Origin of the sequence: Pseudonocardia sp. HH130630-07, from assembly GCF_001698125.1 — a bacterium.
Taxonomy (GTDB): Bacteria; Actinomycetota; Actinomycetes; order Mycobacteriales; family Pseudonocardiaceae; genus Pseudonocardia.
On the sequence record NZ_CP013854.1, the window covers coordinates 3,014,076 to 3,036,002 of the forward strand.

Annotated in this window: 21 protein-coding genes; 15 read left to right on the forward strand and 6 right to left on the reverse strand. The window is 71.5% G+C overall.

Annotated features, from left to right (window positions below; translation table 11 throughout):
• The first annotated feature begins 3 nt into the window (after positions 1-3).
• From nuoH to AFB00_RS14625, 8 genes are read left to right on the forward strand one after another with little or no spacing between them, the layout of a single operon-like run.
• On the forward strand, positions 4-1,248 hold the full coding sequence (gene nuoH, locus AFB00_RS14590) for an NADH-quinone oxidoreductase subunit NuoH (RefSeq protein ID WP_156819836.1): 1,245 nt from the start codon (positions 4-6) through the stop codon (positions 1,246-1,248).
• A complete protein-coding gene (nuoI, locus tag AFB00_RS14595; RefSeq protein WP_068797694.1) occupies positions 1,249-1,803 on the forward strand; it encodes an NADH-quinone oxidoreductase subunit NuoI in 555 nt (184 codons plus the stop codon). It abuts the gene before it with no gap.
• Positions 1,800-2,657, forward strand: coding sequence for an NADH-quinone oxidoreductase subunit J (locus tag AFB00_RS14600; protein ID WP_068797695.1), 858 nt, complete (start codon positions 1,800-1,802; stop codon positions 2,655-2,657). Before nuoI ends, AFB00_RS14600 begins: the two co-directional genes overlap by 4 nt.
• Positions 2,654-2,953, forward strand: a complete 300-nt coding sequence (nuoK, locus tag AFB00_RS14605; RefSeq protein ID WP_068797696.1) for an NADH-quinone oxidoreductase subunit NuoK — start codon at positions 2,654-2,656, stop codon at positions 2,951-2,953. Before AFB00_RS14600 ends, nuoK begins: the two co-directional genes overlap by 4 nt.
• A 10-nt stretch (positions 2,954-2,963) precedes the next feature.
• Positions 2,964-4,910, forward strand: coding sequence for an NADH-quinone oxidoreductase subunit L (gene nuoL / locus AFB00_RS14610; protein ID WP_068797697.1), 1,947 nt, complete (start codon positions 2,964-2,966; stop codon positions 4,908-4,910).
• Positions 4,907-6,550, forward strand: a complete 1,644-nt coding sequence (locus AFB00_RS14615) for an NADH-quinone oxidoreductase subunit M (protein WP_068797698.1) — start codon at positions 4,907-4,909, stop codon at positions 6,548-6,550. The genes nuoL and AFB00_RS14615 overlap by 4 nt, the downstream gene beginning before the upstream one ends.
• On the forward strand, positions 6,547-8,172 hold the full coding sequence (gene nuoN, locus AFB00_RS14620) for an NADH-quinone oxidoreductase subunit NuoN (protein WP_068797699.1): 1,626 nt from the start codon (positions 6,547-6,549) through the stop codon (positions 8,170-8,172). The genes AFB00_RS14615 and nuoN overlap by 4 nt, the downstream gene beginning before the upstream one ends.
• Before the next feature lie 48 nt (positions 8,173-8,220).
• A complete protein-coding gene (locus AFB00_RS14625) occupies positions 8,221-9,198 on the forward strand; it encodes a polyprenyl synthetase family protein (RefSeq protein WP_068800319.1) in 978 nt (325 codons plus the stop codon).
• On the opposite strand, the gene rarD is transcribed toward AFB00_RS14625, so the two are convergent.
• Entirely contained in the window at positions 9,174-10,118 is a 945-nt protein-coding gene (gene rarD, locus AFB00_RS14630; RefSeq protein ID WP_068797700.1) for an EamA family transporter RarD, read from the reverse strand. The two genes, AFB00_RS14625 and rarD, sit on opposite strands and share 25 nt — an antisense overlap.
• A gap of 152 nt (positions 10,119-10,270) precedes the next feature.
• Between rarD and AFB00_RS14635 the strand changes: the two genes are divergently transcribed.
• Positions 10,271-11,560, forward strand: coding sequence for a sunset domain-containing protein (locus AFB00_RS14635; protein ID WP_068797701.1), 1,290 nt, complete (start codon positions 10,271-10,273; stop codon positions 11,558-11,560).
• 68 nt (positions 11,561-11,628) lie between these two features.
• On the opposite strand, the gene AFB00_RS14640 is transcribed toward AFB00_RS14635, so the two are convergent.
• The 3 genes from AFB00_RS14640 to AFB00_RS14650 all read right to left on the reverse strand — a co-directional run bounded on the left by AFB00_RS14640 (position 11,629) and on the right by AFB00_RS14650 (position 15,504).
• The gene (locus AFB00_RS14640; RefSeq protein ID WP_068797702.1) at positions 11,629-12,684 is read right to left on the reverse strand and encodes a 2-oxoacid:ferredoxin oxidoreductase subunit beta; all 1,056 of its coding nucleotides are present in this window, start codon (positions 12,682-12,684) and stop codon (positions 11,629-11,631) included.
• Positions 12,681-14,612, reverse strand: a complete 1,932-nt coding sequence (locus AFB00_RS14645; protein WP_068797703.1) for a 2-oxoacid:acceptor oxidoreductase subunit alpha — start codon at positions 14,610-14,612, stop codon at positions 12,681-12,683. The genes AFB00_RS14640 and AFB00_RS14645 overlap by 4 nt, the downstream gene beginning before the upstream one ends.
• A 130-nt stretch (positions 14,613-14,742) precedes the next feature.
• Positions 14,743-15,504 (reverse strand): enoyl-CoA hydratase, encoded by a 762-nt coding sequence (locus AFB00_RS14650; RefSeq protein WP_068797704.1) that lies wholly within the window; start codon positions 15,502-15,504, stop codon positions 14,743-14,745.
• A 132-nt stretch (positions 15,505-15,636) separates the two neighbouring features.
• Here AFB00_RS14650 and htpX point away from each other — a divergent pair, with 132 nt between their 5' ends.
• Complete coding sequence (gene htpX, locus AFB00_RS14655; RefSeq protein ID WP_068797705.1) at positions 15,637-16,494, forward strand: zinc metalloprotease HtpX; 858 nt, start codon at positions 15,637-15,639, stop codon at positions 16,492-16,494.
• Between the two features lie 104 nt (positions 16,495-16,598).
• Positions 16,599-17,018: a hypothetical protein gene (locus AFB00_RS14660; RefSeq protein WP_068797706.1), complete on the forward strand. Its 420-nt coding sequence runs from the start codon at positions 16,599-16,601 to the stop codon at positions 17,016-17,018.
• 10 nt (positions 17,019-17,028) lie between these two features.
• Here the strand turns inward: AFB00_RS14660 and AFB00_RS34025 are convergent, their stop codons facing one another.
• The gene (locus AFB00_RS34025) at positions 17,029-17,598 is read right to left on the reverse strand and encodes a TetR/AcrR family transcriptional regulator (protein ID WP_083275530.1); all 570 of its coding nucleotides are present in this window, start codon (positions 17,596-17,598) and stop codon (positions 17,029-17,031) included.
• Between the two features lie 70 nt (positions 17,599-17,668).
• Between AFB00_RS34025 and AFB00_RS34030 the strand changes: the two genes are divergently transcribed.
• The 4 genes from AFB00_RS34030 to AFB00_RS14685 all read left to right on the forward strand — a co-directional run bounded on the left by AFB00_RS34030 (position 17,669) and on the right by AFB00_RS14685 (position 20,999).
• Positions 17,669-18,007, forward strand: a complete 339-nt coding sequence (locus AFB00_RS34030; protein WP_197519857.1) for a hypothetical protein — start codon at positions 17,669-17,671, stop codon at positions 18,005-18,007.
• Complete coding sequence (locus tag AFB00_RS34035) at positions 18,004-18,414, forward strand: CPBP family intramembrane glutamic endopeptidase (RefSeq protein WP_197519858.1); 411 nt, start codon at positions 18,004-18,006, stop codon at positions 18,412-18,414. The genes AFB00_RS34030 and AFB00_RS34035 overlap by 4 nt, the downstream gene beginning before the upstream one ends.
• 384 nt (positions 18,415-18,798) lie before the next feature.
• Positions 18,799-19,668: an IS5 family transposase gene (locus AFB00_RS14675; protein ID WP_068796711.1), complete on the forward strand. Its 870-nt coding sequence runs from the start codon at positions 18,799-18,801 to the stop codon at positions 19,666-19,668.
• Between the two features lie 33 nt (positions 19,669-19,701).
• Positions 19,702-20,999, forward strand: a protein-coding gene (locus AFB00_RS14685) for an IS3 family transposase (RefSeq protein ID WP_145981349.1) whose coding sequence is annotated in 2 segments (ribosomal slippage) — positions 19,702-19,975 and positions 19,975-20,999 — 1,299 coding nt in all. Because the reading frame shifts where the segments join, the coding sequence is not laid out codon by codon here.
• A 29-nt stretch (positions 21,000-21,028) separates the two neighbouring features.
• Here AFB00_RS14685 and AFB00_RS14690 read toward each other — a convergent pair.
• Positions 21,029-21,859, reverse strand: coding sequence for an HARBI1 family protein (locus tag AFB00_RS14690; protein ID WP_068796054.1), 831 nt, complete (start codon positions 21,857-21,859; stop codon positions 21,029-21,031).
• Positions 21,860-21,927 lie beyond the last annotated feature (68 nt).

The window sequence follows — 21,927 nt, forward strand, 5'->3', positions numbered from 1 at the left end:
GGGCTGACCCGTACCCAGGAACTGCTCGCCGACGACCCGATCTGGCTGATCCTGATCAAGGTGGTCGGGCTCTTCGCCCTCGGCGTCGTGCTCACCCTGTTCATGATCAACTGGGAGCGCAAGGTCGTCGGCCGGATGCAGCACCGGCCCGGCCCGAACCGGACCGGCCCCGGCGGCTGGCTGCAGAGCCTCGCCGACGGGCTGAAGCTGGCGTTCAAGGAAGACATCATGCCGGCCATGGCCGACAAGAAGGTCTACTTCATCGCCCCGGTGATCTCGACGATCCCGGCGTTCGTCGCCTTCTCGGTGATCCCGTTCGGCGGCGAGGTGACGATCTTCGGTGAGCCGACGGCGTTGCAGCTGGTGGACGTGCCGGTCGGGGTGCTGGTCGTGCTGGCCTGCTCGTCGATCGGGGTGTACGGGATCGTGCTGGGCGGGTGGGCGTCCGGGTCGCCGTACTCGTTGCTGGGTGCGTTGCGCTCGGCGGCGCAGGTGATCTCCTACGAGATCGCGCTCGGGCTGTCGGTGGTCGGCGTGGTGCTCTACGCCGGGTCGATGTCGACGGCGACGATCGTCGAGGCGCAGGCGTCGGGCTGGTTCGCGGTCCTGCTGGTGCCGAGTTTCGTGGTGTTCGTGATCTCGATGGTGGGGGAGACCAACCGGGCGCCGTTCGACCTGCCGGAGGCGGAGTCGGAGCTGGTGGGCGGGTTCCACACCGAGTACTCGTCGCTGAAGTTCGCGCTGTTCTTCCTGGCCGAGTACGTGAACATGGTGACGGTCTCGGCGATGGCGGTGACGCTGTTCCTGGGGGGCGGGATGTGGCCGTGGCCGCTGTCGTTCCTCAACGAGTACGGGTGGATGCAGTTCGTCGCGTTCATCGTGAAGGTGTTGCTGTTCCTGTTCGTGTTCATCTGGCTGCGGGGGACGCTGCCGCGGTTCCGGTACGACCAGTTCATGAAGCTGGGCTGGAAGGTCCTGGTCCCGGTGATGCTGGTGTGGATCGTGGCGATCTTCGGGATCCGCACGTTCCAGAACACCGGTGGGAACAACGTGGTGCTGCTGCTGTCGCTGATCGGGTTCGCGCTGGCGGTGGTGCTGACGGTGGCGTTCCTGTTGCCGGACCGGCAGGTGGAACCGCCGTCGGTGGAACCGGCGTCGGACTACCCGGTCCCGCCGCTGGACCTGAAGGTGCCCGCATCGCCCCCCAAGCGCCGCCGGACCGTCGGTGCCGGAAGGGAGAACAAGTAGATGTTCGACTTCTTCAAGGGATTCGGCGTCACCTTCTCGACGATGTTCAAGAAGGTCGTCACCGAGGAGTACCCCGAGGACTTCCCGCCCGCCGCGCCGCGTTACCACGGCCGGCACCAGCTCAACCGGCACCCGGACGGGCTGGAGAAGTGCGTCGGCTGCGAGCTGTGCGCCTGGGCCTGCCCGGCCGACGCGATCTACGTCGAGGGCGGCGACAACACCGAGGAGGCGCGGTACTCCCCGAGTGAGCGCTACGGCGCGATCTACCAGATCAACTACCTGCGGTGCATCGGCTGCGGCCTGTGCATCGAGGCCTGCCCGACCCGCTCGCTGACCATGACGAACTTCTACGAGCTGGCCGACGACAACCGGCAGGACCTCATCTACACCAAGGAGCAGCTCATGGCTCCGCTGCTGCCGGGCATGGAGCAGCCGCCGCACCCGATGCGGCTCGGCGAGGACGAGCAGGACTACTACGTCTCCGGGCCCACGCTGGCCGTGTCCTCCCCGTCCGGGGCGGCCGGCCAGGACCAGACCGGGGAGCAGACCCGATGAGCACCGCGGTGCTGGCCCAGGCGGCCGGCGAGGTGAGCACCGGCGAGGCGGTCGCGTTCTGGATCCTCGGGCCCATCGCGCTGGCCGGTGCGCTCGGCCTGGTCTTCGCCCGGCACGCGGTGCACGCCGCGCTGCTGCTGGTGCTCACGATGTTCTCGATCGCCGTGCTGTACCTGGTGCAGTCCGCGCCGTTCCTCGGGTTCGTGCAGATCATCGTCTACACCGGCGCGGTGATGATGCTGTTCCTGTTCGTGCTCATGCTGGTCGGGCGGGACTCGCGGGACTCGGTGATCGAGGTGCTGCGCGGCCAGCGGGCCGCGGCGCTGGTGTTCGGCGTCGGTCTGGCCGCGCTGCTCGTCGGCGGCCTGTCCCGGGGGCTGACCGACGTCACCCCGGCCGGGCTCGCCGGTGGCGGGCAGGGCTGGAACGGCAACGTCCCCGGCCTCGGCCGGCTGATCTTCACCGACTACCTGCTGGCGTTCGAGCTGACCGCCGCGCTGCTGATGGTGGCCGCGCTCGGTGCCATGGTGCTGACCGGCTCGCAGAGCAGCGCGCACGCCAAGCTCTCCCAGCGCGAGACGGTGCTGCGCCGGCTGCGCGGCCAGCACGCCCGGATCTCGCCGCTGCCCGGCCCCGGCGTCTACGCGACCGCCAACTCGGTCGCGGTGCCGGCCCTGCTGCCGGACGGCTCGGTCGCCGAGGAGTCGATGGCCGAGATCATCGAGTCGGTCGCCGTCGAGGTGCCGGACACGACGACGCCGGACGCGCACGCCCTCACCGGCCGCCGGGCCCCGGACCGCACCATCGAGGCCGGCGAGCCCGGGATGACCAGCGAGACCGGGGAGCACCGATGACACCCGAGTACTACCTGCTGCTCTCCGCGCTGCTGTTCGCCATCGGTGCGGTCGGCGTGCTCGTCCGCCGCAACGCCGTCGTCGTGTTCATGTGCATCGAGCTGATGCTGAACGCGGTGAACCTGTCGCTGGTCACGTTCTCCCGGATCCACGGCGACCTGAACGGCCAGGTGATGGCGCTGTTCGTGATGGTGGTCGCCGCCTGCGAGGTCGTCGTCGGACTGGCGATCATCACGGCGATCTTCCGCACCCGCCAGTCGTCCTCGGTGGACGACGCGAACCTCTTGAAGTACTAGGAGCGAGCTGGTGACCGTCCTTCTCGCACAGGCCGCCCCGCAGGCGACCGGCGCCGCATCGCTGGCCTGGTTGCTGATCGCGCTCCCCGCGGCCGGTGCACTGGTCCTGTTCCTCGCCGGACGGCGGGCCGACGGCTGGGGGCACTGGCTCGGTGTCGCCACCGTGCTGGCGTCGTTCGCGGTCGGTGTCTCGATCTTCGTCGAGACACTCGGGCTCGCCGCCGACGACCGGCTGCGTGAGCAGTCGCTGTGGTCCTGGATGTCGTCCGGGGCGCTGAGCGTCGACTTCGGCATCCGGCTCGACCCGCTGTCGCTGACGTTCGTGCTGCTGATCACCGGTGTCGGCACGCTCATCCACCTGTACTCGGTGGGCTACATGAGCCACGACCCGAACCGGCGGCGCTTCTTCGCGCAGCTGAACCTGTTCGTCGCGGCGATGCTGGTGCTGGTCCTCGGCAACAACTTCGTGATGCTCTACCTGGGCTGGGAGGGCGTCGGCCTGGCGTCCTACCTGCTGATCGGGTTCTTCCAGGACCGGCCGTCCGCGGCGACGGCGGCGAAGAAGGCGTTCATCATGAACCGGGTCGGCGACGTCGGCCTGGCCATCGCGATCTTCCTGCTCTGGCTGGAGCTCGGGACCCTGCAGTACACCGAGGTCTTCGCCCGGATCGGCGAGGTGCCCGGCGGAACGGTACCGGCGATCACGCTGCTGCTCCTGCTCGGCGCCTGCGGCAAGTCCGGCCAGTTCCCGCTCCAGTCCTGGCTCCCGGACGCGATGGAGGGCCCGACCCCGGTCTCGGCGCTGATCCACGCGGCGACGATGGTGACCGCGGGCGTCTACCTGATCGCCCGCTCGTCCCCGATCTACGACCTGTCCGAGACCGGCCGGCTGGTCGTCTCGCTGATCGGCGTGGTCACGCTGATGATCGGCGCGATCATCGGCTGCGCCTACGACGACATCAAGAAGGTCCTCGCGTACTCCACGGTCAGCCAGATCGGGTACATGATCCTGGCCGTCGGGCTCGGCCCGGCCGGCTACGCGCTGGGCATCCTGCACCTGCTCACGCACGGCTTCTTCAAGGCGGGGCTCTTCCTCGGCGCCGGCTCGGTCATGCACGCCATGAACGACGACGTCGACATGCGCCGCTTCGGCGGCCTGTGGAAGAAGATGCCGGTCACCTTCGTGACCTTCGGTCTCGGCTACCTCGCGCTGATCGGCTTCCCGTTCCTGTCCGGCTACTTCTCCAAGGACGCGATCATCGAGGCCGCGTTCGCGCAGGAGGGCTGGCAGGGCTGGCTGTTCGGCGGGCTCGCGACGCTGGCGGCCGGGCTCACCGGCTTCTACATGACCCGGCTGATGCTGATGACCTTCTTCGGTGAAGAGCGGTGGCGACAGGTCCCCTCCACCGACGGCCGCGAGTACCACCCGCACGAGTCCCCGGCGACGATGACCGTGCCGATGGTCGTGCTGGCGTTCGGCTCGGTGTTCGCCGGCTGGATCCTCTACGGGATGCTGCCGGGCTGGCTGGCCCCCTCGGTCGGCGAGCGGGTCGAGGCCGAGGGCGGCGTCCTGCCGCACGCGGTGATCCCGTGGCTGGTCGTCGGGGTCTCGCTGCTCGGCGTGCTGCTGGCGTACCTGTTCGTGGGCCGCAGCCGGGTCCCGGTCGAGCGCCCGCAGCGGGTGTCGCCGGTGGTCCGGGCCGCCCGCGCGGACCTGGGGGCGAACGCCTTCAACGAGCGGTTCCTGGAGCGCCCGGGGCTGCGGCTCACCAGGTTCCTCATGTACGTCGACGACCGCGGGATCGACGGCCTGGTCAACGGCACGGCCGCCGCGTTCGGCGGTGGCTCCGGCCGGCTGCGCCGGCTGCAGACCGGGTTCGTCCGGTCCTACGCACTCTCGATGCTCGGCGGCGGGGTCCTCATCGTCGCGGCGATGCTGGCGGTGAGGTTCGCATGATCGACCCGATCGTTCCCGGCAGCGGCGGAAACCCGCTGCTGATCGTGCTGCTGCTGGTCCCGGTGCTGGGTGCGCTGGTGATGTACCCGCTGCGGCGCAACGTCGGTGCGGCCAAGGCCGTCGCGATGGCGACGGCGTTGCTGGAGTTCGTGCTCGTCGTCGTGGCCTGGGTGGCGTACTCCATCCCGGCCGCGGCGGCCGGGACCCGGTTCCAGTTGGAGTTCTCGATCCCGTGGATCCCGGCGTTCGGCACGCACCTGGCGTTCGGCGTCGACGGCATCGCACTGGCGATGATCGGGCTGACCGCGTTCCTGGTCCCCGGCCTGATGCTGTTCGCCTGGGCGGAGAAGCTGCCCGAGGGGCGCTCGGCCGCCGGCTACTTCGCGCTGCTGCTGGCGACCGAGGCGACCCTGGTCGGCGTCTTCGCCGCCACCGACGTCTTCCTGTTCTACGTGTTCTTCGAGGCCATGCTGGTCCCGATGTACTTCCTCATCGGGCGCTTCGGCGGCCCGCGCCGGCAGTACGCGGCGGTGAAGTTCTTCCTGTACTCGCTGCTCGGCGGCCTGATCATGCTGGCGTCGCTGATCGGCCTGTACGTGACCAGCGCCGAGCAGCTGGGCCGGGGCACGTTCACCTGGGCCGAGCTGCAGTCGATCGCCACCGGCACGCCGACGTCGACCCAGATCTGGCTGTTCCTCGGCTTCTTCGTCGCGTTCGCGATCAAGGCGCCGCTGGTGCCGTTCCACACCTGGCTGCCCGACGCCGGCGCCGAGGCCCCGATCGTCGGCGCCGTGCTGCTGGTCGGGGTGCTCGACAAGGTCGGTACCTACGGCTTCCTGCGCTACCTGCTCCCGCTGTTCCCGCAGGCCAGCGTGGTCCTGGCGCCGCTGGTGCTGGTGCTCGCCGTGGCCGGGATCGTGTACGCCGCGATCCTCGCCGTCGGCCAGACCGACATGGGCCGGTTCGTCGCCTACACCTCGGTCGCGCACTTCGGCTTCATCGCGCTGGGCGTGTTCGCGTTCTCCTCGCAGGCGTTCGCCGGTGCGACGCTCTACATGGTCAACCACGGCCTCTCGACCGGCATGCTGTTCGTGATGGTCGGCGTGCTGATCAGCCGGGGCGGCTCGCGGCGGATCGCCGACTACGGCGGCGTCGCCAAGCTGGCCCCGGTGCTGGCGGGCTGCCTGCTGCTGGCCGGGATGAGCTCGCTGGCGCTGCCGGGCACGAACTCGTTCGTCTCGGAGTTCCTGGTGCTGCTCGGGTCGTTCCCGACCCGGCCGGTGTTCACGATCATCGCGACGGTCGGGATCATCTTCGCCGCGCTCTACGTGCTCTGGTTCTACCAGCGCACCATGCAGGGCCCGGTCCGCGGTGACGCGGTGATCGCCGCGCTGGAGCGCGGCGGCGCCGGCGGCCCCGGATCGATGATCGACCCGGCGGTGGCCGCCGAGCGCAAGGGCAGCGGCTTCCCCGACCTGACCGGCCGGGAGATCGGCGTGCTCGCGCCGCTGATCGTCGCGATCGTCGTGCTGGGCTTCTACCCGGCGCCGGTGCTCGACCTGATCAACCCGTCGGTGACGGCGACCATGCAGGAGGTCGGCATGGCCGACCCGGTGCCCGCTGGAGGGATCGTCCGATGACCGCCCCGTTCCCGACGGCCGTCCCGGCCCAGGTCACGCAGATCGAGATGCCCCCGATCGACTGGGCGGCGTCCGCGCCGCTGTGGATCGTGTTCCTCGGGGCCTGCGCGTCGGTGCTTCTGGAGGCGTTCCTCCCGCGGCACCAGCGCTGGCCCGCCCAGGTGGTCTGCACCGGGCTGACCCTCCTCGCCGCGCTGGTCGCGCTGGCCGGGTACGCGCTGACCGCACCCGCGCCGGTGCTCACCTTCGGCTCCGCGCTGTCGGTGGACGGCCCGGCACTGTTCCTCTGGGGCACGCTGATCGTCCTGGCGATCCCGAGCCTGCTGCTGCTCGCGGACCGGTCGGTGGAGCCGGGCGGGGTGTTCCTCGCCTCGGCGGCCGAGCGGGCCGCGGCCCGCGCCGGTGGGGGCAGCGGCCCCGGAGGCTCCGACGTCGAGCACGTCGACCGGTCCTACGGCACGCCGGACCAGGAACCGACGATGCAGACCGAGCCGTTCCCGTTCGTGCTGTTCGCGCTCGGCGGGATGATGGCGTTCGTCGCGTCGAACGACCTGCTGACGATGTTCATCGCGCTCGAGGTGCTCTCGCTGCCGCTGTACCTGATGTGCGGGCTGGCGCGGCGCCGTCGGCTGCTGTCCCAGGAGGCGGCGGTCAAGTACTTCCTGCTGGGTGCCTTCGGGTCGGCGTTCTTCCTCTACGGCATCGCGCTGCTCTACGGCTACGCCGGTTCGGTGCGCCTGGCCGACATCTCGGCGGCCACCGCGGGCACGCTGGCCTCGGACACGCTGCTGTTCGCCGGTCTGGCCCTGCTGCTGGTCGGCCTGCTGTTCAAGGGCTCGGTGGCGCCGTTCCACACCTGGACGCCGGACGTCTACCAGGGTGCGCCCACCCCGGTCACCGCGTTCATGGCCGCCTGCACCAAGGTCGCCGCGTTCGGTGCGATCGCACGGGTGCTCTACGTCGGGTTCGGTAGCACCGTCTGGGAGTGGCGGGGGGTGCTCTGGGCGGTCGCCATCGTGTCGATGGTCGTCGGTGCGGTGCTCGGCCTGACCCAGACCGACATCAAGCGGATGATCGCGTACTCCTCGATCGCGCACGCCGGGTTCATCCTGCTGGGCGCGATGGCGCTGACCCCGGAGGGCAGCTCCGGGCTGAGCTTCTACCTGCTGGCCTACGGCTTCACCACGGTCGCGATCTTCGGCGTGGTGTCCCTGGTCCGCGACGCCGACGGCGAGGCGAGCCGGATGGAGCAGTGGGCCGGGCTCGCGAAGCGGTCCCCGCTGGTCGCCGGGGTCATGACGTTCCTGCTCCTCGCCCTCGCCGGCATCCCGCTGACCAGCGGGTTCACCGCGAAGTTCGCGGTGTTCTCGGCCGCCTCGGCGGACGGCATGGTCCCGCTGGTCGTGATCGCGCTGGTGGCGTCGGCCGTGGCCGCGTTCTTCTACCTGCGGGTGGTCGTGCTCATGTACTTCCACGAGCCGGCCGAGGGCGGGCCGACGGTCGTGGTGCCGGGCGCGTTCACCACCGTGGCGATCACGCTGGGGGTGCTGGCGACGCTGGTTCTGGGGATTCTGCCCACACTCGTCCTCGAATGGGCCGCCAGCGGCGCATTCGCCGGCTGACGTTCGTAGGATGTGGGGGTGGAGACACAGAGTGTGGCCGGGGTCCGGATGGCCGACCCCGCTCTGGCCGAGGCGACCGCCGACGGGCTGAAGCGGGTCGAGGACCTGGTGCACCGTGAGGTGCACAGTGACTACGAGTTCGTCACCGAGACCTCGCTGCACCTGATCCAGGCGGGCGGCAAGCGCTACCGGCCGCTCTTCACCCTGCTCGCGGCGCAGGTCGGCCCGCACCCCGAGCGCGACGACGTGGTCACCGCGGCGGCGGTGGTGGAGCTGATCCACCTCGCGACGCTGTACCACGACGACGTCATGGACGAGGCCGCGATGCGCCGCGGCGCCGAGTCGGCGAACTCGCGCTGGGACAACTCGATCGCCATCCTCACCGGCGACTTCCTGTTCGCCCACGCCTCGCGGCTGGTCGCCGACCTCGGCCCGGAGGCGGTCCGGATCATCGCCGAGACGTTCGCGCAGCTGGTGACCGGCCAGATGCGGGAGACCCGCGGCCCGAAGGCCGGCGAGGACCCGGTGGAGCACTACCTGCGGGTGGTGGCGGAGAAGACCGGATCGCTGATCTCGACCGCCGCCCGCTACGGCGGGATGTTCTCCGGGGCCCCGGTCGAGCACGTCGAGGCGTTGCGCCGGTTCGGTGACGTCATCGGCACCGCGTTCCAGATCTCCGACGACATCATCGACATCGCGTCGCCGTCGGACGACTCGGGGAAGACCCCGGGGACCGACCTGCGGGAGGGCGTGCACACCCTGCCGATGCTGTACGCGCTGCGCGACGGTGACGACTCGGCGTCGTCACGGCGGCTGCGCGCGCTGCTGTCCGCCCCGATCACCGACGACGCCGAGGTGTCCGAGGCGCTGGACCTGCTCCGCAGCGGGGACGCGCTCCTCCGGGCCCGGGAGACGGTCGTGGGCTACGCCGACCGGGCCCGCGCCGAGCTGGCGGTGCTCCCGCCGTGCCCGGCGGTCGACGCGCTGAGCACCCTGATCGACTACACCGTGGAGCGGACCGGCTGAGCGGGCGGCCGGGCCCGGCGGGCCCGGTGCACGAGGTCGGCGGTGAACACCACGAGGGCCAGCCAGACCAGGGCGAACCCGGCCCACCTGGCCGGGGGCATGGCCTCGCCGACCACGAGAACGCCCCACAGGAACTGCAGCGTCGGGTTGAGGTAGAGCAGGACGCCGAGGGTGGACAGCGGCAGCCGCCGGGCCGCCGCGCCGTAGAGGAACAGCGGCAGCGCCGTCACCGGGCCCGCCGACAGCATCAGCAGCAGGTGCCACGGGCCGAACGAGGCGAACGTGCCGGCGCCCGTCGACTCCAGCAGCACCAGGTAGCCCGCCGCCGGCAGGAGCAGGACCAGTCCCTCGGCGGTGAGGCTGGTCGCCGCGGGGAGCGTCACGGTGGCCTTCAACAGGCCGTAGACCCCGAACGACGCGGCGAGCACCATCGACAGCCACGGCACGGTGCCGTTGCCGACCGCGATCACCCCGACGGCGACGGCGGCGAGCCCGAGCGCGGCCCACTGTGCCGGTCGCAACCGCTCCCGCAGGACGACGACGCCGAGCAGCACCCCCACCAGCGGCGTCATGTAGTAGCCCAGCGCGGCCTCGACGACCCGCCCGGCCGACACACCCCAGATGAACATGCCCCAGTTGACGGCGATGAACACCGCCGCCGCGGCGGTCGCGCACCATCCGCGCAGGTCCAGACGGCGCAGGTGGCCCCAGCCCCGCAGCACGGTGAGGATCACCGACATGAGCACGGCCGTCCAGACGATGCGGTGGGCCAGCACCTCGATCGGCGCCGCCGGGTCCAGCAGCGGCCAGAACGCCGGGAACAGCCCCCACACCACGTAGGCGACGACCCCGCAGGCCAGGCCCTTCGGGTCGAACTCGCTCCGGCCGGGGGTGGCTCGTTCGGGCGAAGGCCCGCTCATCGCGTTACCGCTCCGTGGCCCGTCACGTGCACGATGATCCGGTACGGGGGTACCGCGTCGCCAGGGCGCGGCCACCGTGCACGATCCGTGATACCAAGCACTGACCAAGCACTGCGGCGCCGGGGAGGTCCCGGACGGACGGAGGTCCGGTGATGAGCTGGATGTGGGTACTGCTCGGGGTCGTCGTCGTCCTCGTGGTGGCCGGGCTCGCGGTGGCCAGGACGCGCGGCCGGACCCGGCGGGCCGGTGCGCCGGCCCCGGACCGGCTCGACACCGCGGGCGCGGTCGATCCGGCGGCCGCGGCCGCCGGGGCGCACACGCCGTCGCCGGACGCGGGGTACGACGGTCCGCGCGACGAGCACGCCCCCGGTGCGGACGACGGCTCCGCCACGGGGACCGGCGCGCACGAGGACGACCCCGCGGGGACCGATGAGCGCACCGGGGCCACCACGGCGGCCGCCCGACGCGACGGGACCGACGCCGCCGCGGTCGCACCGGGGACCGGCGCGGACGATGCGGCCACCCTGCGGACCAGCGTGTACGACGCGGACACCGGTGGGACCGGAGTGCACGGGGCGGCCACCCCGGATGCGGGAGCGTACGACGCGGCCAGCTCGGGGGCCGGTGTGCCCGGCGTGGCGACCGCGGGGGCCGGTGCGGACGACGCGGCCACCACGGAGGCCGGTGAGCGTGCCGCGGGTGCGTCGACCGGGCCGGGGGTGGCTGCCGGAGAACCTCCGGGCACCCCGGGTGTGGTCCCGGCCGGGGACATCGAGCCGGTCGCCGGAGACCCGGACGGCCCGGGGACCGGTGCCACCGGCGTCGTCGAGGGGGCCCCTGCAGCGGTCCCCGGCGCCGGGGAGCCCGGGTCCGCCGATCCCGACGACCCGGGTCCGGGGAGCGCCGCAGAACCGCGACCGGCCGGTCCCGCCCCGGCGGAGCCGGTCGCGGACGCGCCCGTCCCGGCGATCCCGGAGCAGCAGAACGGCGAGGACGAGCGGCCCGGTCCGGCGGGACGTCACGCGCTGCCCGACGACGCCGAGCCCGCACCGCTGCCCGAGCTGACGCTGCCCGAGCAGACCGGCCCGCCCGAGCCACCCGAGCCGTTGCCGATCCCGTCCCGGCCGGCACCGCGGGCGCCGGCCAGCGGCGGGTCCGCGCTCTCGGCGCTGGACTCGCAGCTGATCGGGCCGACGGCGACGTCGGACCCGTTGCCCGCGGGCGCCCGCCCCGGCCCGTACCTCGGGTCGATGCTCGCCCCGGAGGACGGCGCGGACCCGCCGGAGTCGTTCCGGGTCAAGGTGCACACCGGCTCCCGCCGGTTCCACACGCCGGACTCGCCGTACTACGTGCGGACGCGGGCCGACCTGTACTTCTCCGGTGCGCGGGAGGCGCGGGCCGCGGGGTTCATCGCCTGGAACGAGCACCCCGGGGCGCGCTGACCCCCCACGACGACGACGGCTCCGGTACCCAGCGGTACCGGAGCCGTCGTCGTGGTGCGTGCGTGGACCTACAGGATCGTCCAGGTGTCCCGGCCGTTGAGCAGGGCCTGCAGGTTCGCGGCCGGGTCGGCGTCCTTGGCGGCCTGCACCTGGGCGCGGGCCGCGTCGTCGTAGGTGGTGCGGTCGACGTCGCGGAACACCCCGGTGACCGTGTGGGTCAGGTCCTGGTCGGAGAGCCGGGACAGCGCGAACGCCAGCTCGTGGTCCGTCGCGTCGTGCACGACGATCTCGGACTCGTCGACCGAGGCCGCCTCGACCACCTTCAGGCCGAACCCGTTCCGGACCACGGCCTGCGAGCCGTCGGTCCCGAACCGGATCGGCTCGCCGTGGGTGATCGGGACCAGCCGGTTCTCGCTCTCGCCCTTGCGCAGGACGTCGAAGCTGCCGTCGTTGAAGATCGGGCAGTCCTGGAAGATCTCGACCAGCGCGGAGCCGCGGTGCTCGGCCGCGGCCTGCAGCACCGCCTTGAGGCTGTTGCGGTCGGAGTCCAGCGCCCGCCCGACGAACGACGCCTCGGCGCCCAGCGCCAGCGAGATCGGGTTGAACGGGTGGTCCAGCGACCCCATCGGCGTCGACTTGGTGACCTTGCCGACCTCGCTCGTCGGGGAGTACTGCCCCTTGGTGAGACCGTAGATCCGGTTGTTGAACAGCAGGATCTTGATGTTCACGTTCCGGCGCAGCGCGTGGATCAGGTGGTTGCCGCCGATGGACAGCGCGTCACCGTCCCCGGTGACGACCCACACCGACAGGTCCGGACGGCTGGTGGCCAGGCCGGTCGCGATCGTCGGCGCGCGGCCGTGGATCGAGTGCATCCCGTAGGTGTTGAGGTAGTACGGGAACCGCGAGCTGCAGCCGATGCCGGAGACGAAGACGGTGTTCTCCCGCCGGATCCCCAGCGTCGGCAGGAACTGGCGGACCGCGGCGAGCACGGCGTAGTCGCCGCAGCCGGGGCACCAGCGCACCTCCTGGTCGGAGGTGTAGTCCTTCGCGGTCTGCTTGGCGTCGGTGGTGGGGACGCCGTCCAGCCCGCCGATCGACGGCAGGCCGAGATCGGTGGCGGTCATGCCTGCGCTCCAGTGGTCGCGGCGGTGGCGGATTCGGGGTGCGAACCGGTGAGGTAGTCCAGGAACACGTCCTGCAGCTCCTCGGCGCCGAACGGCAGTCCGGCGACCTTGGTGTGGCTCTTGACGTCGACCAGGTGCTCGGCCCGCAGCAGCATCGCCAGCTGCCCCAGGTTCATCTCCGGGCACAGCACCGTGTCGTACCCGGCCAACACCTCGCCGAGGTTGGCCGGCATCGGGTTGAGGTTGCGCAGGTGCACGGTCGCGATCGAGTGGCCGAGCTTGCGCACCCGGCGGGCCGCGGCGTTGATCGGGCCGTAGGTCGAGCCCCAGCCGACGACGAGCACGCCGGCGTCGCCGTCGGGGTCGTCGACCGCGACGTCCGGCACCTCGATGCCGTCGATCTTGGCCTGGCGCAGCCGCACCATCCGGTCGTGGTTGTCCGGGTCGTAGGAGATCGAGCCCCGGCCGTCGGCCTTCTCCAGGCCGCCGACCCGGTGCTCCAGCCCGGCGGTGCCCGGGATGGCCCACGGCCGGGCCAGCGTCTCCGGGTCCCGCAGGTAGGGCCAGAACTCGCCGGAGCCGTCCGGCGCGTTCGGCTCGGTCGCGAACCCGGGGTCCACGGTCGGCAGCGACGCGACGTCCGGGACCTTCCACGGCTCGGACCCGTTGGCCAGCGCCCCGTCGGACAGCAGCATCACCGGCGTCCGGTAGCGCACGGCGATCGCCGCGGCCTCGACGGCGGCGCCGAAGCAGTCACCCGGGGTGCACGGCGCGATCACCGGGAGCGGGGCCTCGCCGTTGCGGCCGTGCAGGGCCTGTAGCAGGTCGGCCTGCTCGGTCTTGGTCGGCAGCCCGGTCGACGGCCCGCCGCGCTGCACGTCGATCACCAGCAGCGGCAGCTCCAGCGCCACCGCGAGGCCGACGGTCTCGGCCTTGAGCGCGACACCGGGCCCGGACGTCGTCGTGACGCCGAGGGCCCCGCCGAAGCTGGCCCCCAGCGCGGCGCCGACGCCGGAGATCTCGTCCTCGGCCTGGAAGGTGGTCACGCCGAAGGACTTGTGCTTGGACAGCTCGTGCAGGATGTCCGACGCCGGGGTGATCGGGTAGGTCCCCAGGAACACCGGCAGGCTCGTGGTGCGCCCGGCGGCGATGATCCCGTAGGCCAGCGCGACGTTGCCGGTGATCTGCCGGTAGGTGCCCGGGTCCAGCCGGGCCGGGGCGACCTCGTAGGTCACCGCGAACGCCTCGGTCGTCTCGCCGTAGGCGTGCCCGGCGCGGAAGGCCAGGATGTTCGCCTCGGCGATGTCCGGCTTCTTCGCGAACTTCTCGCGCAGGAACCGCTCGGTCGACTCCGACGGGCGGTGGTACATCCAGGACAGCAGCCCGAGCGCGAACATGTTCTTCGCCCGCTCGGCGTCCTTCTTGGACAGCCCGGTCTCCTCGAGCGCGCCCCGGGTCAGGGTCGCCATCGCGACCCCGTGCACGGCGTACGCGTCGAGCGAGTCGTCCTCCAGCGGGTTCGCCTCGTACCCGACCTTGGTCAGGTTCCGCTTGGTGAACTCGTCGGTGTTGACGATCAGCACCCCGCCGTGCGGCAGGTCGCCGATGTTGGCCTTGAGCGCCGCCGGGTTCATCGCCACCAGGACGTCCGGGCGGTCACCCGGAGTGAGGATGTCGTAGTTCGCGAAGTGCAGCTGGAACGACGAGACCCCCGGCAGGGTCCCGGCGGGCGCCCGGATCTCGGCCGGGAAGTTGGGCAGCGTCGACAGGTCGTTGCCGAAGTTCGCGGTCTCCGAGGTGAACCGGTCGCCGGTGAGCTGCATACCGTCACCGGAGTCACCCGCGAAGCGGATCACCACCCGGTCGCGCTGGACGACCTGTGCGTCGTCGGGGCTCTGGGCCCCGACAGAGGTGTCGCTGGTGGTCATGGGCAGATCGGCCCCCGGTTCCGTCGAACGTGCGGTGCTGCATCGAGGTTAACCGTCTGTTCGCAAGGGTGTCTCCCGGCCCGGTCGGACATCACAGGCCCGATCCGGCCGGTGTGAGCAGTGGCGATGCTCACGTCGAGCTGATCCGCTGCCGCAGGGCGGCGACACGCTCCGTGAACGCCGCGGAGTGCACGCTCTCGGCCTGTGCGCGGACCTCGACGTCGGTGGCGTCGGCGTGCGCGTGCAGCCGCGCGGTGATCCGCATCGTCTCCTTCGTCGTGGTGACGAGATCGCGCGGCGCGGCGGCGGCCCGGGCGGCGAGCTCCTGGGCACCGGCCCGCAGCGCCTCGTCGCTGTCGTAGGCCCGCCAGGCGAGCCCGACCCGTTCGGCCTCCCGGGCGTCGAGGACGTCACCGAACAGCGTCATCGCCGCGGCACCCTGGGCGCCGAGCGCGCGGTGCGCCATCCAGGTGAAACCCCCGCCGGGGTGCAGCCCGAGCTGCATGAAGCGCACGTCGAACCGTGCCGACGGGCCGGCGAGACGGACGTCGCAGGCGAGCGCGAGGTTGATCCCGGCACCGACGGCGGCCCCGTTGACCGCGGCCAGGGTCGGCAGCGGTGACGAGGCGACGGCGAGGAAGCCGGAGTACACCCGGCGCAGCGTGTCCGGGTCGGCCTCCTGCAGCTCGGCGAGGTCCCCACCGGCGCAGAACGCCGGCGGTTCCCCGGTGAGGACGATGGCGCCCACGTCCCCGTCGGCGTTCGCGGCCTGCACCGCGTCGACGAGCTTCGCGGAGAGCTCCAGGTTGAGTGCGTTGCGACGGGCCGGGTTCGACACGGTCAGCACCGCGACGCCGTCGTTGATGTCGGTCCGGACCTCGATGTCGGCCATGCCCCGATCATCCACGCCGGGCGGGGCCGGGTCACGCTGCCGGGACGCGGCTGGATCACACCGTGGAACGCTGCGCCCGGTTCGTCCGTTCAACCGGTGGGCCCACGGAGATCGCACGGAGGGTGAGGGTGGGTGCACAGTCACATGAACGGTCTGAAGACGGCCGTGCTGCTCGGCGCCATGAGCGCCCTGATCATCGCCATCGGCGGGATGATCGGCAGCCGCACCGGGCTGGTGCTCGCGGTGGTCGTCGCGCTCGGCATGAACGGCTGGGCCTACTTCAACTCGGCGAAGCTGGCGCTGCGCTCGATGCACGCCCAGCCGGTCACCGAGGCGGAGTACCCGCAGCTGTTCCGCACGGTCCGCGAGCTGAGCCAGCGGGCCCGGCAGCCGATGCCGGCGCTGTACATCAGCCCGACCGACGCGCCGAACGCGTTCGCGACCGGCCGGAACCCGCGCAACGCCGCGGTCTGCGTCACGACCGGTCTCATGCAGCTGCTCGACGAGCGCGAGCTGCGCGCCGTGCTCGGGCACGAGCTCAGCCACGTCTACAACCGGGACATCCTCATCTCCTCGGTCGCCGGGGCGATGGCGTCCGCCGTCTCGTTCATCGCCAACATGGCCATGTTCAGCTCGCTGTTCGGCGGCGGCGACGAGGACCGGCCGAACCCGATCGCGATCATCCTGGTGGCGGTGCTCGGGCCGGTCGCGGCCGGCGTCGTGCAGATGGCGGTGAGCCGGTCGCGGGAGTACCAGGCCGACGCGTCCGGGGCCGAGCTGACCGGGGACCCGCTGGCGCTGGCGTCGGCGCTGCACAAGCTGAAGTTCGGCACCGCGGCCGCGCCGCTGCCGCCGGACCCGCGGCTGACCGCGCAGTCGCACCTGATGATCGCCAACCCGTTCCGGCCCGGTGAGCGGATGGCGCGGTGGTTCACCACGCACCCGCCGATCGAGGACCGGATCGCCCGCCTGCAGGCGATGGCCCGCTGACCGGCGTCGCTCAGGTCGCGAATTCGTAACGATCAGGGCGCGCCGGGCGATGGACCGGGGGCAGCAGAGCTCCCCCTGCGCACGCGATCCGAGAAGAGAGCCCGATGAGCGAGACCCCGCCCCAGAAGCGCCGGCACGCGTTGTCGGACACCGGGCCGTCGGCCGTGGCGTGGCCGAGCGTGCCCGAGCAGCAGTCCGCCCCGGACCCGCACCGTCCGGCCCCGGTCGCGTCCTTCGAGGACGCGCCGACCCAGGTGCTGCCGATGATCCCGCGTCAGCGGACCGGCCGGTCCGGTCCGCCGCCGGTGGCCCGGCGTCCGGAGCCGCTGCGTCCCGCGCCCGCACCGGTCACCCGGCCACCGGGCGGGCTGCGCCTCCCGGAACTCCCGCAGTCGGTCCGGCCGGTGCTGCCCGCCGTGCTCGGCGCGGCGACCGCCCTGGTCCTGGCGCTCGGGGTGGTCGCCGGGGTGAACGGGGCGCCCGCTCCCGCACCGGCCCCGCCCGCGCCCGCAGCCACCCCCTGACCCGGCCGGATCACCCGTCGAGCAGGCGGGCGATCTCGCGCACCCGCTGCCGCTGCCGGTCGGCCGGGGCCGGTGCGTGGTGCAGCAGCCCGTCGACGGCGTGCACGACGGTCCGCGCCAGGTCCTCCGGATCGGCCGCCCCGGGACGGCGCCCGAGGTGGAAGGCGACCTCCCGCACGCACGACTCGCGCAGCGCGTCGACGGTCGCCGTGCCGTCGGCCGTGCGGGTGGCGAACCGGGCGAACAGTGCGTGCAGGTGCGGGTGGTCGGCGTGCAGTGTGACGACGATGTCCGCGATCCGCAGTACGGCCGCCACCGGGTCGGGTGGCGTCGCCCGCAGCTCGGCGAACGTCTCCCGGAGCACCGTCGCGGTGTGGGCCACGTGCCGGGCGACGAGCGCGTCGAGCAGCGCCCGCTTGTCCGGGAAGTACTGGTACACCGAGCCGACCGACACCCCGGCGCGCTCCGCGATCCGGTTCGTCGTCGCCGACATGCCCTCGCGCCGGAAGATCTGAGCAGCCGCCGTCAGGATGATCTCCACGGTCTCCCGGGACCGGGCCTGACGTGGCGTTCTGCGCATCCGTCCCGCTCCTTGCCAGGCCGCCGTACGCGAGTTGTCGACGGCCCCATCCGACCACGACGCTGAGCCGGTGACCAGCGTCTTCCTCGTCGACTACCCGCTGCGCCTGCTGCCCGGGACGCTCGTGCTGGGCGCGTTGTTCGTGGTGCTCGGCCGGGCGGCGACGCCGCTGCGCATCGCCGTCCTGGTGCTGGGGTTCGTCCTGGTGCGCGACGCCATGACCCCGCTCGGGCTGTGGACGATGGGCGTGGCGCCGGTCGGGGTGCCCTGGCTGCGCTTCGCGCCGGACCCGGTCGTGCTCGTGGGGCTGGGGCTCGCGGGGGCGGCCGGGGCGCTCGCCGTCGCGTCCGGCCCGCGGGACCTGCGGGGTCTCGTCGTGTGGGGCGGCTCGGGCCACGGGCGCTGTTGACCGCACTCGGGGCGGCCGCGGCCCTGCTGGTCCCGATGCTCGGGCTGCTCCGCGGCGTCCCGCTCGACGAGCGTGGCGGGGCCGTGGCCACGGCGCTGCTCCCGGCACTGGTGGTCGTCGCGTTCGGCGGGAACCTGCTGGAGGAGGTGCTGTTCCGCGGGCTGGTGCAGGGGCACCTGGAACGGACGGCCGGGCTCGGCCCGGTGCGGACGGTGCTCGGCTCCGGCCTGTTCTTCGCGGCGGGGCACGTGTTCCTGGCGACGACCGTGACCGGCCTGGGCCGGCCGGTGCTGGCGTTCACCCTCGCGGAGGGGCTGCTGTGTGCCTGGGTGCGGCTGCGGCACGGCGTGCTCGCCGCGACCGTGACGCACGCGACGGTGATCCTCGTCCTGGCGTCCGGGATCTGAGCCGGTGGTCCGGGGGCCGGGCCCGGCCCCCGGAACCGCTCAGCGGTAGTTGGTGAACTGCGTCCGGCCAGGGCAAACGCGAACTGTCTTGCCCCTACCTGTCGTTTCATGCCATCGAGTGTCGGCGGGTTACGGACTCGATCGGCCGAGGTTTGTACCCGATCTGTACCGGCTGTGGCTACTGAGCCCCTGCCACTAAGCTGACACCGACAACTCCATCGCGTCGCGCGCGGTCTGGGTCCGGCTGCCGGTTCGAGTCCGGCTTCGGGCACGGCGTCCACCTCGCTCTGTCAACGCTCCTTCTTGAACCGTCCCGGCTTCTCTGCCGCTCCGTTGTGAGCAGGCTGAGAGCGTGTTTGAGAAGGGTCGGCGTGTCTGCGCTGGATGCGTCCGGGTGTGGTCCATCGTGGAGGAGTGGCTCGGCGTAGGCGGCGGTACCCCTCGGACACCAGCGATGAGCAGTGGGCGTTGATCGAGCCGCTGCTGCCAGCGGCGGGGGCGGGAGGCCGGCCGGAGAAGCACGCGCGCCGTGATGTGGTGGATGCGATCCTCTACGTCGTGCGCGCCGGGTGCGCGTGGCGGGCTCTACCAGTGGATTTCCCGCCGTGGCAGACGGTGTACTGGTACTTCAACCGGTGGGAGCAGCAGAGGGTCACCGAGCAGATCCTCCCGATCGTGCGCCGTCAGCTACGCGCTGATGAGGGCCGCGACCCCGAACCCAGCGCGGGGATCATCGACTCGCAGTCGGTGAGGGGCGCTGACACGGTCGGGCGGGACACCCGCGGCTATGACGCCGGGAAGAAGATCAACGGTCGGAAGCGGTTCATCGTGACCGACACCCTCGGCCTGCTGCTGACCACGATGGTGTGCTCGGCGTCGGTGCAGGACCGCGATGGCGCCAAGTCGATCCTGCTCGACCTCTACCTGCGCACGAGGGTGCGGTTCGTCTACGCCGACGCCGGGTTCGCCGGGCGCCTGCTGGACTGGGCGACCACGATCCTGCACACCAGCGTCGAGATCGTGCGCAAACCGCCTGAGCAGCGCGGATTCGCCGTCCTCCCGCGGCGGTGGGTGGTCGAGCGGACCCTGGCCTGGGTCACCGCACACCGCCGCCTGGCCCGCGACTACGAACGCCACCCCGCAGTGTCCGAGGCCATGATCCGCTGGGCGGCGATCAACACCATCACCCGCCGCATCGCCCGTGGCGAACCCGCCCGACGCCAGCAGAAGTACGTAGTCACACCCTCAACATGATCTTCTCAAACACTCTCTGAGAGGATGGGTGTCGTGCCCAAGAAGATCGACCCAGCGGTTCGGAGCCAGGCTGTGCGTCTGGTGACCGAGCATCGTTCGGCGTACTCGACCGAGCGTGCCGTGCATGTCCAGGTCGCTGAGTCACTCGGGGTGTCGCGTGAGTCCGTGCGTCGCTGGGTGTCCCAGCACGACGTCGACACCGGCGTCGTAGCGGGCGTGACCAGCGATGACCGCGAGGAGCTGCGGCGGTTGCGGGCGGAGAACAAGCGCCTGCGCGAGGTCAACGAGGTCCTCAAGTCGGCGACGATTTTCTTCGTGGGGGAGCTCGACCCCCGAAACCGCTGATCGTCGCGTTCGTCGATCAGATGCGGGCTGCTGGTCATGCCGTCGAGTCGATCCTTGCTGCCCTCAACACCCTGGGGCTCACGATCGCGGCACGAACCTTGCGGGCCTGGTGCGCTCGGACCGGCACCAGGAACGGCGCCGCCGGCCGGGTCGCGGCCCGGACCGTCACCGACGCCCTGGTCGAAGACGCCGTCCGTGCGGCGGCGTTCACCACCAACCGCGCCGGCGAACCGGTGCTGGCCCCAGAGGGACTTTATGGGCGTCGCAAGATGCTGGCCCTGATCCGTCGAACGGTGCTGCCCGAGGCTGGGTTCGGAGCGGTCGACCGGGCGATGCGCTCGGTGGGGCTGGCCGGAGTGGTCCGCGGGAAACGGCCGCGCACGACCATCCCGGACTCGACCGCCCAGCGGGCCGCTGATCTGCTCGACCGCAACTTCACCGCCTCAGCACCCGACAGCAAGTGGGTCACCGACTTCACCTACGTGCGCACGTATCAGTCGTTCACCTACGTGGCGTTCATCGTGGACTGCTTCTCGCAGAAGATCGTGGGCTGGCACGCCGCGCTCACTCGTGACGTCGAGCTGGTGGACGTGCCGTTACGGATGGCGCTGTGGCGACGTGCCCACGAGGGCAAAGCCGTGGCCCGGGACCAGCTGATCTGCCATTCCGATGCCGGGTCGCAATATACGAGTCTGCGGTTCACCGAGCACCTGCACCTCGAGGGCATACGGCCCTCGGTCGGCAGCGTCGGCGACGCCTACGACAACGCCCTGATGGAGACCATCAACGGCCTCTACAAGGCCGAATGCATCCGCACCCGAGTCTTCCACGACGGCCCCTACCGCACGATCGCCGACGTCGAGTACGCCACCGCCAGCTGGGTCGAGTGGTACAACAACCGCCGACTGCACTCAAGTCTGGGCATGATCAGCCCCACCGAGTTCGAGGCAGCCCACTACGCTGACACAGAACCATCGGCCAGATGATCACTGAGGTGTTCTCAGTAGCGTGGTGATCATGTTGTGCGGTCGTATTCGGTGTGGAGTAACACGAGCGCGGCGGCGGTGATCGCGCCGGTGCGCCAGGGACAGAGGGTGACTCGCTGTAGCGTTGCGAAGGTGGTCTTGAGCAGGGCGTTTGCTCGTTCGGCGAGTGCTCGGGTGGCTGAGTGCAGGCTGTTGACGGTGCGCTGATCGACTGTTCGGCCGCCGGCGGGGATGGGTTTGATCGGCACGGTGAGTCGGTGGGCCTCACCTTCGTAGCCGAGATCGCCCAGCGCGGCGTGGTCATCATCGATCCAGTGATCGAGGTCTTCGAGCAGACCGGGGTGGGCTCGGGCACAGGTCACGTCGTGTTCGCGCCCGGGTCTTCCCGGGGATGTCCATAGCGGCCATCCATCCGGGGCGGACACGACCTGGACGTTCCCGCCGTGGCGGTGGTGTTTACCCGACCACCACAGGTCGACCCCCGCGGTGGGGCCGAGCGCGCGGCAGCGGTCGGTGGCGATCAGGGTGCCGTCCAGGTGAACGTGGGTGTGTCCGGCGAGGCGGGCGGCGAGCAGGGCACCGTGCAGCCCGGGTGCGGCGCTGGCGAGGACGTCGATGCCTTCGTGCAGGTAGCGATAGGTGGTCGCGGTACTGATCGCGTTGTCGCGGGCCAGGTGCCGGACCCGGGTGGCGTCGCAGAACCAGCGGATCACCAGCACTGCCTGGGCGAACGGGGTCAACGCCCGCCGCCGGGGGCGGGTACCGCGGCGACAGCGTTGAGCGGCCAGAAGCCGAGCCAGGTAGGCCACGGTGTGCTCCCCGATCGGGAGGACAGCGGTGTAGGTGACAGGATCGGACATGCGGGGCCTCGGAGAGTTCGTTGATCTTGGTCGACCAACTGCTCTACCGGGGCCCTGCCCCATGTCCT

Bases quoted from the DNA above. Each gene is read 5' to 3' on its own strand.
- nuoI (WP_068797694.1), top strand. From the start codon at position 1,249: ATGTTCGACTTCTTCAAGGGATTCGGCGTCACCTTCTCGACGATGTTC.
- AFB00_RS14600 (WP_068797695.1), top strand. From the start codon at position 1,800: ATGAGCACCGCGGTGCTGGCCCAGGCGGCCGGCGAGGTGAGCACCGGC.
- nuoK (WP_068797696.1), top strand. From the start codon at position 2,654: ATGACACCCGAGTACTACCTGCTGCTCTCCGCGCTGCTGTTCGCCATC.
- AFB00_RS14615 (WP_068797698.1), top strand. From the start codon at position 4,907: ATGATCGACCCGATCGTTCCCGGCAGCGGCGGAAACCCGCTGCTGATC.
- nuoN (WP_068797699.1), top strand. From the start codon at position 6,547: ATGACCGCCCCGTTCCCGACGGCCGTCCCGGCCCAGGTCACGCAGATC.
- AFB00_RS14625 (WP_068800319.1), top strand. From the start codon at position 8,221: ATGGCCGACCCCGCTCTGGCCGAGGCGACCGCCGACGGGCTGAAGCGG.
- rarD (WP_068797700.1), bottom strand. From the start codon at position 10,118: ATGAGCGGGCCTTCGCCCGAACGAGCCACCCCCGGCCGGAGCGAGTTC.
- AFB00_RS14635 (WP_068797701.1), top strand. From the start codon at position 10,271: ATGAGCTGGATGTGGGTACTGCTCGGGGTCGTCGTCGTCCTCGTGGTG.
- AFB00_RS14640 (WP_068797702.1), bottom strand. From the start codon at position 12,684: ATGACCGCCACCGATCTCGGCCTGCCGTCGATCGGCGGGCTGGACGGC.
- AFB00_RS14645 (WP_068797703.1), bottom strand. From the start codon at position 14,612: ATGACCACCAGCGACACCTCTGTCGGGGCCCAGAGCCCCGACGACGCA.
- AFB00_RS14650 (WP_068797704.1), bottom strand. From the start codon at position 15,504: ATGGCCGACATCGAGGTCCGGACCGACATCAACGACGGCGTCGCGGTG.
- AFB00_RS14660 (WP_068797706.1), top strand. From the start codon at position 16,599: ATGAGCGAGACCCCGCCCCAGAAGCGCCGGCACGCGTTGTCGGACACC.
- AFB00_RS34025 (WP_083275530.1), bottom strand. From the start codon at position 17,598: ATGCGCAGAACGCCACGTCAGGCCCGGTCCCGGGAGACCGTGGAGATC.
- AFB00_RS14675 (WP_068796711.1), top strand. From the start codon at position 18,799: ATGCGTCCGGGTGTGGTCCATCGTGGAGGAGTGGCTCGGCGTAGGCGG.
- AFB00_RS14690 (WP_068796054.1), bottom strand. From the start codon at position 21,859: ATGTCCGATCCTGTCACCTACACCGCTGTCCTCCCGATCGGGGAGCAC.